Source organism: Cupriavidus sp. 05T313 (genome assembly GCF_056396665.1).
Genome location: NZ_JBFTLX010000039.1, coordinates 1 through 13,147, shown reverse-complemented (window position 1 = coordinate 13,147; position 13,147 = coordinate 1). Strand labels below are relative to the sequence as shown.

Annotated in this window: 8 protein-coding genes and 1 pseudogene; 5 read left to right on the top strand and 4 right to left on the bottom strand. The window is 66.5% G+C overall.

Going from position 1 to position 13,147, the window contains the following annotated elements; genetic code table 11:
* Positions 1-3 precede the first annotated feature (3 nt).
* Positions 4-804: pseudogene (locus AC1DKD_RS11855) on the top strand (phosphatase PAP2 family protein); the annotation flags it as partial.
* A 157-nt stretch (positions 805-961) separates the two neighbouring features.
* On the opposite strand, the gene paeA reads toward AC1DKD_RS11855, so the two are convergent.
* Both paeA and AC1DKD_RS11845 read right to left on the bottom strand, forming a co-directional pair.
* Complete coding sequence (paeA, locus tag AC1DKD_RS11850; RefSeq protein WP_441631082.1) at positions 962-2,275, bottom strand: polyamine export protein PaeA; 1,314 nt, start codon at positions 2,273-2,275, stop codon at positions 962-964.
* 95 nt (positions 2,276-2,370) lie between these two features.
* Positions 2,371-3,324, bottom strand: a complete 954-nt coding sequence (locus AC1DKD_RS11845) for a LysR family transcriptional regulator (RefSeq protein WP_441631080.1) — start codon at positions 3,322-3,324, stop codon at positions 2,371-2,373.
* Positions 3,325-3,456: 132 nt separating this feature from the next.
* Here AC1DKD_RS11845 and AC1DKD_RS11840 point away from each other — a divergent pair, with 132 nt between their 5' ends.
* The 4 genes from AC1DKD_RS11840 (at position 3,457) to AC1DKD_RS11825 (ending at position 7,436) form a co-directional block, all read left to right on the top strand.
* The gene (locus AC1DKD_RS11840) at positions 3,457-4,719 is read left to right on the top strand and encodes a D-amino acid dehydrogenase (RefSeq protein WP_441631078.1); all 1,263 of its coding nucleotides are present in this window, start codon (positions 3,457-3,459) and stop codon (positions 4,717-4,719) included.
* Between the two features lie 98 nt (positions 4,720-4,817).
* The gene (locus AC1DKD_RS11835; RefSeq protein WP_441631076.1) at positions 4,818-5,729 is read left to right on the top strand and encodes a glutamate/aspartate ABC transporter substrate-binding protein; all 912 of its coding nucleotides are present in this window, start codon (positions 4,818-4,820) and stop codon (positions 5,727-5,729) included.
* A gap of 142 nt (positions 5,730-5,871) precedes the next feature.
* On the top strand, positions 5,872-6,669 hold the full coding sequence (locus AC1DKD_RS11830) for a transporter substrate-binding domain-containing protein (RefSeq protein ID WP_441631074.1): 798 nt from the start codon (positions 5,872-5,874) through the stop codon (positions 6,667-6,669).
* 107 nt (positions 6,670-6,776) lie between these two features.
* The gene (locus AC1DKD_RS11825) at positions 6,777-7,436 is read left to right on the top strand and encodes an amino acid ABC transporter permease (RefSeq protein ID WP_441631072.1); all 660 of its coding nucleotides are present in this window, start codon (positions 6,777-6,779) and stop codon (positions 7,434-7,436) included.
* A 974-nt stretch (positions 7,437-8,410) separates the two neighbouring features.
* Here AC1DKD_RS11825 and cphA read toward each other — a convergent pair.
* Both cphA and AC1DKD_RS11815 read right to left on the bottom strand, forming a co-directional pair.
* Positions 8,411-10,981 carry a cyanophycin synthetase gene (cphA, locus tag AC1DKD_RS11820; RefSeq protein WP_477143309.1) on the bottom strand — a complete coding sequence of 857 codons (2,571 nt, stop codon included), beginning with the start codon at positions 10,979-10,981 and terminating at the stop codon, positions 8,411-8,413.
* Positions 10,982-11,001: 20 nt separating this feature from the next.
* On the bottom strand, positions 11,002-13,147 hold a 2,146-nt coding region (locus tag AC1DKD_RS11815), incomplete at its 5' end, for a cyanophycin synthetase (RefSeq protein ID WP_477143308.1).

Here is a 13,147-nt window from a genome sequence, read left to right as displayed (position 1 = left end):
CCGATGCCTACCGCTTCCTGGCTCACGCCGGCGACCGCGCTGGGCGTAGTGGGCCTGCTAGCCTTGTTTGCGCTATTGCTGCTGTGCTTGGTGCGCGGCTTGTTGCTGGTCATCCGCCCGCTCGTGCGCCGGCTCGATGCCGCGCGCCTGCGTGGCCGCGATGCGCTGCACGCGCGTGCCGGCCGGCAGTGGCCGCGCGTGGTCCGCATGCTGGAGCGCGATATCGCCGAACTGCTCCTGCTGGCGCTGGGCGGGGTCTTGCTGCTGGCTTGCGCGGGCGCTTTATTGTGGCTGGGCGAGTCCATCGCCGAGGGTGCGCCGCTGGTGCAAGTGGATCAGGCCGTGTTCGCGCAACTGCGCGCGTGGCAGCAAGGGTGGCTCGATACGGCCATGGTTGTGCTGACCGAACTGGGTGGAGCGCGAGTTTCCGTGGCGGTGGGCGTGACCGTGTTTGGCTGGCTGGCGTGGCGCCGTGCCTGGGTGGCGGCGGCCTACTGGGTGGGGGCGCTGGTCGGTGCGCGCGCTTGCGTGATGGTGCTCAAACTGGCGCTCGAGCGCAGCCGTCCTGCCAGCATCTACGGCGGCCTGGAGTCCTTCTCCTTCCCCAGCGGGCACGCCACCAGCAGCATGGTGACCTATGGCTTCCTGGCTTTCCTGCTGTGCTTGCGCCAGCCGTGGCGCGCCCGGATCCCGGTGATTGCGCTGACCGCGGTGACGGTGGCGCTGATTTGCCTGTCGCGGCTCTACCTTGGCATGCACTGGCTGTCCGACGTGCTGGCCGGTTGCGCGCTCGGTTTTGCCTGGATCGTGCTGCTGGGTACCGCCTACGCGACCCTGCACGCGCCGGAGCGCCTTGCGCCGCTACGCCTGGGCGTGGCCGCTGCTGCGGCGGTGGTGGTGGTTGGCGCCTGGATCGTGGCGTTCCAGTTGCCCACCACGGTGGAGYGTTATCGCCGTGCGCTTACGGCTGGAACGGTTCCGCCGGTGGCAGCCGCGAGACCAGCAACTGATCGATCTTGTGATGGTCGATATCCACCACTTCAAAGCGGAAACCCGCGGCCTCGATGGATTCCGACTTCTTCGGGATGCGCTTGAGCGTGTAGATCACCAGCCCGGCGGCGGTATCGACGTAATCCTCGCCGGGCAGCTCGTCCAGCTCCAGCGCCTTCTTCAGGTCCACCAGCGGCGTGAGGCCGTCGACCAGCCATGAGCTTTCGTCGCGCCGCACGATCTGTTCGTCTTCGGTGGAGTAGATGATGTTGCCCATCAGCGCGCCGACGATATCGTCGAGCGCGACGATGCCGACCACCAGCCCGTACTCGTTCATCACCACGGCAAAGTTCTGGTGCATCTCGCGAAAGCGCGTGAGCGACTCGGTGAGCGTGAGCGTGTCCGGGATCACCAGCACGTTCTTGTCGTGGTGCTTGCCGATATTGCCGATGTTGCCGATCACGCCGGTGGAATCGTCGGCGAGGAACATCTGCAGGATGTCCTTCGAATCGATATAGCCCAGCACGTCGTCGAGGTTGTGCCCGCACACCGGGTATTGCGCGTGCGGGTAATTGACCAGCTTGCGGCGCAGGCTGTCGGCGGGTTCGTCCAGGCCGATGTAGACCACCTCGTCGCGCGGCGTCATCACGGCGGTGACGCTCTTGGCATCGAGCTCGAACACGTTCTCGATCAGGTGAATCTCGTGCTTGTGCAGCACGCCCGCTTCCGCCCCAGCGTCGACCATGGCGGCGATGTCTTCCGAAGTGATCTGGTCGATATGCTTGGTGGGCACGCCGAACAGGCGCAGCGTGGCGTCGGCGGCGCCGTTGAACACATAGACGAGCGGCTTGAAGATCTTGATCAGGGTCAGCATCGGGTCGATCACCACCAGCGCGCACGCTTCGGGGTACGTCATGGCGATGCGCTTGGGGATCAGGTCGGCGAACTGGATGAAGAGCAGGGTGACGATCAGGAAGGAGCCGACATTGGCGATGCGCTGCGTCGCGACGGCGTCCAGGTAGGGCAGCAGCGCGGCCTGCACCAGGTCGGAGACATGCTTCTCGCCGACGATACCCGCCAGGATGGCCACGCTGTTGACGCCGATCTGCACGATGGTGAAGAAGTTGCCCGGCTCCTCCTTGAGCAGCATGATCTTGGTGGCACGGCGGTCGCCACGCTCGGACAGGGTCTGCAGCTTGGTGCGGCGCGAAGCGGTCAGCGCGATCTCGGATATCGAGAAGAAGGCGCTTACCAGGATGAGGAGAAGCAGGGTCAGGGCGAACATAGGTTTGGGAAAGCACCGTTCAGGCGCTTTGATGATGGTGCACGGCGCACGGTACTGTCAAATTCCTCAGCTTCCATAGAGGACGGCAAAAGGGCTCATTTAGGGGCGTGCTCGAAACTGACCGCCGGCGCCTCCAGCCGCTGCGGCAGCGCAGCAGCCACCTCCCGCGCCGCGGCGGCAAACTGCTCGCGCATATCGTCGGCCAGGCTGGAGCTGCCGCGGTGGCTGGCGCGCAGCAACTGGATCTCGAACGACAGGGCGGGCTTTACCTCGTGCAGCGAGACGCGCTCGGGGTTTGCGCCCAGCGCGGTGTACTGGTCGAGCAAGGTCAGGCCGAGGCCGGCATCGACCAGGGCCAGTGCCAGCGAGTAAGTCTGGACTTCCAGCGTGGAGCGCGGCTCAAGCGCGTTGCGTGCCAGCGTCTGGCGCACCAGCAGGCCGAGCGAACTGTTGTCGTCGTAGGCGATGAAGGGGCGTTCCACCAGCCGGTGCATCGGCACGTCGGCCCGGCGCCCGCGCGACGATAGCGGCTCGCCCCGAGGCACCGCCAGCAGCATCTGCCCGCCGGCCACCGGCTCGCTGGAGATGGCCTCGTGGCGCGGCGGCGAGAAGGCAAAACCCAGGTCGATCTGGTTGGCCAGCAGCCCCTGCACGATCTCGTCGGTGTGGTGGGTCAGCACCTGAACCTGGGTCTCGGGATGGCGCGCGCAGAAAGCGCGTACGGCAGGCACCAGCAAGGGGCTGGCCAGGCTCGGCGTGGCCGCCACACGCAGGCGGCCGGCACCTTTGTGGCGCAGGCTTTCGGAGACGCGCCGCACCCGCTCGATCTCGCCATAGAGCCGCTCGACATCACCGTAGAGCGCGGTGGCCTCCGGCGTGGCCTGCAGCCTGCCCTTGATCCGGTCGAACAGGCGAAATCCGAGCGTGGCCTCGGCATGCTGCAGCACGCGCGTGACGACAGGCTGCGAGACATGCAGCAGGCGGGCCGCCTCGCTGACGGTGCCGGTCAGCATGACCGCACGAAAGACCTCGATCTGGCGCAATCGCATCGGGTAACGGATGGTGCCTGGGGAGCACCTATAGCCTAAAGACATATTCTTGCACGTATTCGCATTGGGCAAGGCTGGCTGCTTGGTCTAACCTTCGTCGGATCGGATTGGACCGGGGCAGAGAGGCGGACGATGAAGGTTGTGATCGTGGGGGCGGGCGTGATCGGGATGAGCGCCGCGTGGCGGCTGGCAGGCGACGGGCATGAGGTGACCGTGCTGGAGCGGCACGGCGGCCCCGGCGAGGAAACCAGCTTCGCCAACGGCGGGCAGCTCAGCTACAGCTATGTCGCCCCCCTGGCAGGCCCGGGGGTGCTGGGCAAAGTGCCTGGCTGGCTGCTGCGTCCCGATTCGCCGATGCGCTTCCGGCCCTCGGGGGACCCCGCGCAGTGGCGCTGGCTGGCTGCGTTTGCCCGTGCCTGCAACGCCGCCACCAGTGAAGCCACCACGCGCAAGCTGCTGCGCCTTGCCTTTTACTCCCGCGACCTGATGCAGGCTTTCGTCGACAGCCAGCCGGCGGAGTTCGGCTTCGCCCGGCGCGGCAAGCTCATTGTGCATCGCGATAAAGACAGTTTCGAGGCAGCCTGCCGCCTGCTCGACTATCAGGCCAGCCTGGGCTGCGAGCAACAGGCGCTGGACGGCGATGCGTGCGTGGCGCTGGAGCCGGCGCTGGCCGGCATGCGCGGCGAGATCGCCGGCGCCATTCATACCCCGAGCGAGGAAGTGGCCGATTGCCATCGCTTTTGCCTGGCACTGGCACAGTTGCTGCGCGGCAGGCCTGGCGTGTCGCTGCGCTTCGGCGCCAGCGTGCTGGGCATCGAGTGCGAAGGCGACCGTGTGACCGGCGTGCGCACCGCGTCCGGCATCGAGCGCGCCGATGCGGTGGTGGTGGCCGGCGGCATCGGCAGCGTGGCGCTGCTCAAGCCGCTGGGCCTGCGGCCGCCCTTGTGGCCGCTCAAGGGCTACAGCATCACGGTGCCGATCGCGGATGGCGCCAGCGCGCCGCATATCAGCATCACCGACTTTGCGCGCAAGATCGTCTATGCCCGCATCGGCAATACCTTGCGCGTGGCCGGCATGGCCGATCTGGTGCGGGCGGACACCGTCATCGACCGCGCGCGGATCGCCACGCTGGCCGGCGAGACGCGCGCACTGTTTGGCGACATCGCGCCGCGCATGGAACCTGGGCAGTTGCAGCCATGGGCCGGCCTGCGTCCGGCTACGCCGAGCGGCCTGCCGATGGTGGGGCCTTCGCGCCTGCGCGGCTTGTGGCTTGATATCGGCCACGGCGCGCTCGGCTTCACGCTGGCCATGGGCAGCGCGGGTTTGCTGGCCGATGGCCTGGCAGGGCGCAAGCCGGTCATCGAAGCCGGGGATTTCGCCGCGACGCTGGCCTGAGCCCTAGCGCCGGCGTTGCAGTTTTGTTTGCGTCAAGGCGCAGAGACGTCACCACCTCAATACTTCACGAGCCGTCACCAACCCAAGGAGAAAGCGATATGCAATCCAACGTTCGTCCCCACCGATTCTCCCGCTGCCTGCTGGCTGCCGCCATGCTTGCGTGTGCCGCCGGCGCGGCCATCGCCGACGATGGCGAGACGCTGCGCAAGATCAAGGATACCGGCGTGATCTCGCTGGGCTATCGCGAGTCGTCGATCCCGTTCTCCTATACCAATGGCAAGGACGTGATGGGCTACTCGCACGAAATCCTGCTGCAGATCGTCGACAAGGTGAAAACGCAACTGCAGATGCCCAACCTGCAGGTCAAGCTGGTCCCGATTACCTCTCAGAACCGCATTACGCTGGTGCAGAACGGCACCATCGACATCGAGTGCGGCACCACCACCAACAACCTCGAGCGTCAGAAGCAGGTGGCGTTTTCCAACAGCCTCTTCGTCTACGGCCTGCGCATGCTGACSAAGAAGGACTCGGGCGTGAAGGACTTCCCGGACCTGAAGGACCGCAACGTGGTGACCACGGCGGGCACCACCGACGAACGCCTGCTGGTGAAGATGAACGGCGAGAAGGGCATGAACATGAACCTGATCAGCGCCAAGGATCACGGCCAGTCCTTCCTGATCCTGGAGACCGGCCGCGCGGTGGCCTTCGTGATGGACGAGCCGCTGCTGTACGGTGAGCTGACCAAGGCCAAGAACCACGGCGAGTGGACGGTGGTAGGCACGCCGCTGCAGACGGAGAACTACGCGTGCATGTTCCGCAAGGACGATCCGTCCTTCAAGAAGCTGGCCGATGGCGTAATCGCCGGGCTGATGACCAGCGGCCGCGCCGAGCAGCTCTACAAGAAATGGTTCCAGTCGCCGATCCCGCCGCGCGGCATCAATCTCAACTATCCGCTCTCGGCCGAGATGAAGGATCTTTACGCACAGCCTAACGACAAGGCGTTCCAGTAGGCCAGGCCGGCGCGGGCAGGGCGAATCGTTATTGCTGTGCAACGGGAAGTTGCGGTAGGCTCAATGCAGGTCTACGCTCCTGGTGGGCCAACCCTTGGCGGCGCGAATGCGGTTCGCGCCGCTTGTGCTGACTGGAGAACATATGCGATCGCTTCGTACTGGCTGCCTCGGGGCACTGCTCGCCGTTTCGCTGCTGGCAACGGGTGCCGCCGTGCAGGCCGCCGACCTGCTCGACACCGTGAAGCAGGCCGGCGTGCTGAAGATTGGCCTGGAGGGTACCTATCCGCCGTTCAACTACCGCGGCGGCGGCAACCAGCTGGAGGGTTTCGACGTCGACGTGGCCAAGGGCGTGGCGGCCAAGCTCGGCGTCAAGCCGGAGTTCGTCACCACCGAGTGGAGCGGCATCATTGCCGGGCTACAGGCTGGCAAGTTCGATGTGATCGTCAATCAGGTCGCGGTCACACCGCAGCGCAAGCAGGTGCTGGATTTCTCCACGCCTTATGTCTATTCGGCAGCGCAGCTGATCCAGCGCAAAGACGACAAGCGCCAGTTCAAATCGCTCGATGACCTGAAGGGCAAGAAGCTCGGGGTGAGCCTGGGCAGCAACTACAACGAGCTGGCCAAGTCGGTGGCCGGCATCGACGTCAAGACCTATCCCGGCGCACCGGAGTACCTGCGCGACCTGGCGGCGGAACGCGTGGACGCCGCGCTCAACGACCGCCTGATGATCGGCTACCTGATCAAGACGTCGAGCCTGCCGCTGCGGCCCGGCGCGATCGTCGAAGGTGGCAATGCCGAGGTGGCGATCCCCTTCCGCAAGGACAATCCGAAGTTCAGGCAGGCCATCGACCGCGCGCTCGACGAGATGCGCAAGGACGGCAGCCTCGGCAAGCTCTCGGTGAAGTGGTTCGGCGCGGACGTGACCAGGCCGGCCAAGTAAGCGCGGGTTGCGCCTGCCGGGCGCGAGCCTGTCAACCGGGCGTTGTGACGTTGTGATGCTGCCATGGCCGCCCTCGTTGCCGTGGCCGGCATGCTCCAGGGCCTACCATGTCCGCTCTCCAGCTTGTCGCCGATTCGCTGCCCGTGCTGATGCAGGGCATGTTGCTCACCATCAAGTTTGCCCTGCTGTCGATGGTCTTCGGACTGGTGATCGGCACCGTGGTCGCCCTGATGGGCATCAGCCACCGGCGTGTGCTGATGGCCATCGCGCGGGTCTATGTCAGCATCATGCGCGGCACGCCGCTGCTGGTGCAGATCTTCGTGGTGTACTACGGGTTGCCCGGCATCGGCATTGCACTGGAGCCCACGCCGGCCGGCGTGCTCACGCTGAGCCTGAACGTGGGGGCTTATCTTTCCGAAAGCATGCGCGGCGCCATCCTTGGCATCCCGCGCGGCCAGTGGCTGGCGGCTTATAGCCTGGGGCTGACCCAGGGCCAGACGCTGCGCTACGTGGTAGGGCCGCAGGCGTTGCGGCTGGCGGTGCCAAGCCTGTCGAACAGCCTGATCAGCCTGATCAAGGACACCTCGCTGGTGTCGGTGATTACCGTGACCGAACTGCTGCGCACGGCGCAGGAGGTGATAGCGGCAACCTACCAGCCGCTGCCGCTTTATCTTGCGGTGGCTGCGATCTACTGGATGCTCAGTACGGCGTTGTCGCAGGTGCAGCGGCGGCTGGAGCGGCGGTTGTCGCTGCCGGGGAGGCATTAGGGGGTAGGGGGTAGGGGGAGGTGGTTTTTGATTTTGGCGGTGTTGGCGTTTGCACCCAATAGCCATACGACATCGCCCTGCGAGGTTGGTCGCTGTTTCTTTTTGCGGCGATGGTTGTTGCACCCAAGTGCGTACGACATCCCCCTGCGGGGGACGCCGGTCACTCTTCTTTGCTTCGGCAAAGAAGACTAACGAGAAGAAAGCCGACCCTGCCGGGGGCAGAGCAATCGCGGGTGCAAGGGACAGGAGATTCGTCGTACGGCTACAGTTCTGCTGGCATCTGCCGGTACCGGTTTGAGCGGCCACGAATCTGCCAATTTCCAGGATTCGTGGTGTGGCCCCCGGTAGCGGAATCCTTGCCCATTCGACCATCTACCGTTACCGGCGCGAACCACCACGACACATCGCCCGCCAATGGTTTCGTAGTGGGGCGGGCGCAGTGGTCAAGGTTTCGGGCTTTTCAAAGCGGTGCCACCGCGCCCACGACGGAACCGGTGCGCTTGCAACTTCGTGGCCGCCCACTTCGCGCGCGACAGACGGCTTGTAGCATGTGATGTCCGCTACCGGGGGGCCCACCGTGAATCCCGGAAGCTGGYAGATTCGTGGCCGCTCAAGCCGGTACCGGCAGAAGCTCGCCGGAACTCCGGGCCGTACGACGAAACCACCGAGCCTCATAGGCCTGATTGCTCTGCCCCCGGCAGGGTCGGCTTTCTTCTCGTTAGTCTTCTTTGCCGAAGCAAAGAAGAGTGACCGGCATCCCCCGCAGGGGGATGTCGTACGCACTTGGGTGCAACAACCATCGCCGCAAAAAGAAACAGCGACCAACCTCGCAGGGCGATGTCGTATGGCTGTTGAATGCAAGAGCCAACGCCGCTCAAAGAAGCTACGCCGCGCCCCGCAGCACGAAAGCAAGAAAGCAAGAAAGCCAGCCGATAAGGCTGGCTTTCTTGTTTACCGCGAGGCGACTCCCACCCTCACCCCTGGGCAATCCTCTGCTCGATATGCCCCAGCGCTTCCTCCACCTGGTCCACCAGGATCAGGCAAAGGTCGCCCGGCTGCAGGTGCGACAGCGCGGTATCGATGGCGAGGAATTCCCCACGGATCTCCTCAATCGCGCTCGCGCGCCTGGCGCCTTCCAGGCCTTCGCGCAGCAGAGCCAGTACTTCGCCGTCTTCCCGGCCGCGCTGGCACTGGTCTTGATACAGGATCACCTCGTCGAATACACCGCCAAGAATCTCCGTCTGGCGGCGGATGTCGACATCGCGGCGGTCGCCCGCGCCACTGATCACCACCGAACGGCRCTTGGCCGGCATGCCCTCGATGGCGTTGCACAGCGCCTGGATCGCATCCGGGTTGTGGCCATAGTCGGCGATCAGCGTCGCACCCTTGTAGTCGAACACATTGAAGCGTCCGGGCGCATTGGCTGCGTCGTTGACGAACGTGGCGAGGCCACGGCGGATCACATCCCAGTCGATGCCGAGCGCCCAAGCCGCGGCCGTGGCGGACATGGCGTTCTCGACCTGGAAGCCGATGGTGCCGCCGCGCGTCAGCGGGATGCCCGACAGCGCAATGCGAACCTGGTTCTCGCCTTCGGCGGCCACGATATGGCCGTCCTCGACGTACACCACGCGCTTGCCCTGCGCGCAGTGCGTGGCCATCACCGGATTGTTCAGGTCGGCCGCGAAGAAGGTCACGGCGCCGGGGCAGGCGTCCGCCATGCGTACCACCATGGGGTCGGCTGCATTGAGCACCGCCATGCCATGCGGCGCCACGTTTTGCACGATGACGCTCTTGAGCACGGCGAGATCTTCCACGGTGCTGATGTAGGACAGCCCGAGGTGATCGCCTTCACCCACATTGGTGACCACCGCCACGTCGCAGCGGTCGAAGGCCAGGCCTTCGCGCAGCAGGCCGCCGCGCGCGGTCTCGAACACGGCGGCGTCCACGTCGGGGTGCATCAGCACATTGCGGGCGCTGCGCGGGCCGCTGCAGTCGCCGGTATCGATGCGCTCGCCCTTGATGTAGACGCCGTCGGTGCCGGTCATGCCCATGCGCAGGCCGCTGGCGGCGAGCAGGTGGGTGATCAGGCGGACCGTGGTGGTCTTGCCATTGGTGCCGGAGACCGCCACCACTGGGATGCGGCCATCGTCGCCGTCGGAGAACATGGTGGAGATGATGGCCTCGCCCACCGCGCGGCCCTTGCCGTAGGAGGGCTGCAGATGCATGCGCAGGCCCGGCGCTGCGTTGACCTCGACAATGCCGCCTGCCTGTTCCTCGAACGGCTTGAGCACGGTCTCGCAGACCGCGTCGACGCCGCAGATGTCGAGGCCGACCATGCGCGCGGCGGCCACGGCGCGCGCGGCCATTTCGGGGTGGACGTCGTCGGTGACGTCGGTGGCGCTGCCGCCGGTGGACAGGTTGGCGTTGTTACGCAGCACCACGCGGGTGCCCTTGGGCGGCACGGAGTCCGCCGTCAGGTTTTGCTTGGCCAGCGTAGCCAGCGCGATATCGTCGAAGCGGATCTTGGTCAGCGAGGTAGCGTGGCCCTCGCCGCGGCGCGGGTCGCGATTGACTTCCTCGACCAGCTCGCGCACGGTGTGCTTGCCGTCGCCGGTGACCTGGGGCGGGTCGCGGCGGGCAGCGGCGACCAGGTGATTGCCCACCACCAGCAGGCGGAAATCGTGACCGGGGATATAGCGCTCGACGATCACGTCGGAGCTGATGTCCGCAGCCACCTCATAGGCGGCGATGATTTCCTCGCGGGTGCGGATACGCACCGCCACGCCCTTGCCCTGGTTGCCGTCGCGCGGCTTGACCACCACCGGCGCATCGATTTCCTGCGCCACGGCCCAGGCTTCGTCGGGATCGGATACCGAGCGGCCCATCGGCACCGGCACGCCGGCCGCGTGCAGCAAGGTCTTGGTGAGTTCCTTATCCTGCGCGATCGATTCCGCGACGGCGCTGGTCATATCGGTTTCGGCGGCCTGGATGCGGCGTTGCTTGCTGCCCCAGCCGAACTGCACCATGCTGCCTTGCGTCAGGCGACGGTAAGGAATGCCGCGTGCCACGCCCGCATAGACGATGGAGCCGGTGCTCGGTCCCAGGCGCAGGTCTTCGTCGAGCTCGCGCAGGCGATGCAGCGCGTCGGCCAGGTCGAAGGGCACGTCGTCGCGCGCGGCGCGGCACAGCGTGGCGGCCAGTTCCATCGCGAGGCGTCCGACTTCCTCCTCGCTGTACTGCACCACCACCTGGTAGGTGCCGGGTTCGACGGTAGGCGCGGTGCGGCTGAAGCTGACCGGGCAGCCGGCCTCCGCCTGCAGGCGCATCGCCGCGCATTCCAGCGCGTGCGCCAGCGACACCACGCCTTCGTTGTCGTCGGGCCGCAGCGGGCCCACCTCGGGAAAGCGCGCGCGCAGGCGCTCTTCGAAACCGGGCAGGTCGGCCAGGGTGTGGGCCTYGTCGGAGCACGATACGATGGCTTCGATGGCAGTGTGGCGACACCACAGGTTGGGGCCGCGCAGGGCCCGGATACGTGAGACTTSCATGAAATCAGTTTCCTTCCGGATCAGGCGCGGCGGCCCGGTTGGCCCATCCACTGGTGCACCAGATCGATGGTCGGCAGCGTCGATGCCTCATCGCATTGCAGGACCAGCAGGTCGCCGGCCACGACTTGCGCGAGCGCGGCCTCGATGGCCTGGCGGCGCGTGCCTTCGTCGATGATCTTGGTCACGCGGCGGCCTTCGTAAAGGCCTTGCTTGAGCAGCGCGCGCGCTTCGGCATCGGGCAGGGCGCTGTTGACGGAGCGATCCTCGCACAGGAAGACGCGGTCGAAGGCGGCGCCCAGCACCTTGCCTTGCTTGACCATGTCTTCGTCGCGTCGCTGCACGCCGGCGCCATACACCACCACGCGCCGATCGCTCGGGAAGCGTTCCAGCGCGGCCACCAGCGCTTCCARCGCCGGGGCATTGTGGGCGTCGTCGATCACCACGGTGGCGCCGTTGCGCTCGAACAGCGTGAAGCGGCCGGGCGCATCCACCTGGCCCACATCGAAGGTCACCACGCCAGCGCGGATCAGGTCGTTTGAGATGCCAAGAGCCCAGCCGGTGGCGACAGCCGCCAGCACGTTCTCGACCTGGAAGGCCACCCGGCCAGCATAAGTGAGAGGGATCGCCGCCACGTCGGTCAGCGGCGTCTCGCGGCTGCCGGTGGCGAGTACTACCTTGCCGTCGCGCACATAGACCGCGCGGCGTCCGGCCGCGCGATGCGCGGCAATGGCGGGGAGGTCCGCGGACAGGCCGAAGAAGATCACGTCGCCGTCGCACAGCTCCGCCATCTCCACCACCAGCGGGTCGCGCGCGTTGAGCACCGCCACGCCGCCGTCCAGCACCACGTCGACTTGCGTACGCAGCACGTTGTACATCTTCTCGACTTCTTCGACGTAGTACTGGCCGAGATGGTCGGGCACATCGATGTTGGTCACCACGCCGACCTGGCAGCGGTCGTAGGCGAGGCCTTCGGACAGGATGGCGCCGCTGTCGTTTTCGAGCACGGCGGCATCGACGGCGCGGTTCATCAGGATGCGATGGGCTGCGTCCCAGTTGGCGCGGTCGCCGCCCTGGACCTGGCGGCGGTCGAGATAGAGGCCGTCGCTGCAAGCCAGGCCGGTGTGCTTGCCGGAGAGTTGCAGCAGGCGCGCCACCAGCTTGGCCACCACGGTCTTGCCGTTGGTGCCGGTGATGCCGACCACCGGAATGCGGCCGTTGTCGTCGCCTTCGCCGGCCGGGAACAGGTGATCCACGACGGCACGGCCCACCGGGCGCGCTTCGCCGTTGGAGGGCTTGAGGTGCATCAGCAGGCCAGGGCCGGCATTGACCTCGACGATGGCGCCGCGCTGCTCGGCGAGCGGGCGCGAGATATCCTGCGCCACCAGGTCGACCCCGGCGATATCCAGGCCGACCACGCGGGCGGCCAGGGAGGCATGCGCGGCCACGCTGGGATGCACGCGGTCAGTCACGTCGAAGGCGACGTTGCCGTTGCGCTGGATCAGCACGTGCTTGCCTTCGGGCGGCACGGATGTGGCGTCGAAGCCCTGGCGCTTGAGCTCCAGGCGCGCGGCCGAATCCAGCCGGACCTTGTTGAGCGGGTGATCTTCGGTGCTGCCGCGGCGCGGATCGGAATTGATCTGCGACTCGATCAGCTCGTCGATGGTCGACTTGCCATCGCCGGTCACGCTGGCGGTCTCGCCCATGGCGGCGGCCACCAGGCGGCCGCCCACCACCAGCAGGCGGTGTTCGTTGCCCGGCACGAAGCGTTCGACGATGACGCCGCTGCCTTCGTCGATGGCCACGCCGTAGGCGGTCTCGACTTCCTCGCGGGTGGTCAGGTTGGTGAACACGCCGCGGCCATGGTTGCCGTCATAGGGCTTGACCACCACCGGCAGGCCGATGTCCTCGGCGGCGTCCCAGGCGTCGGCGGCACTTTCCACCAGCCGGCCTTCGGGCACGGGCACGCCGCATGACTCCACCAGGCTCTTGGTCAGGTCCTTGTCGCGCGAGATGCTCTCGGCGATGGCGGCGGTGCGGTCGGTCTCGGCGGTCCAGATGCGGCGCTGGCGGCTGCCATAGCCGAGTTGCACCAGGTTGCCCTCCGACAGGCGCAGGGCAGGGATGTCGCGGTCGTCGGCAGCGTCGACGATGCAGGCGGTGCTCGGG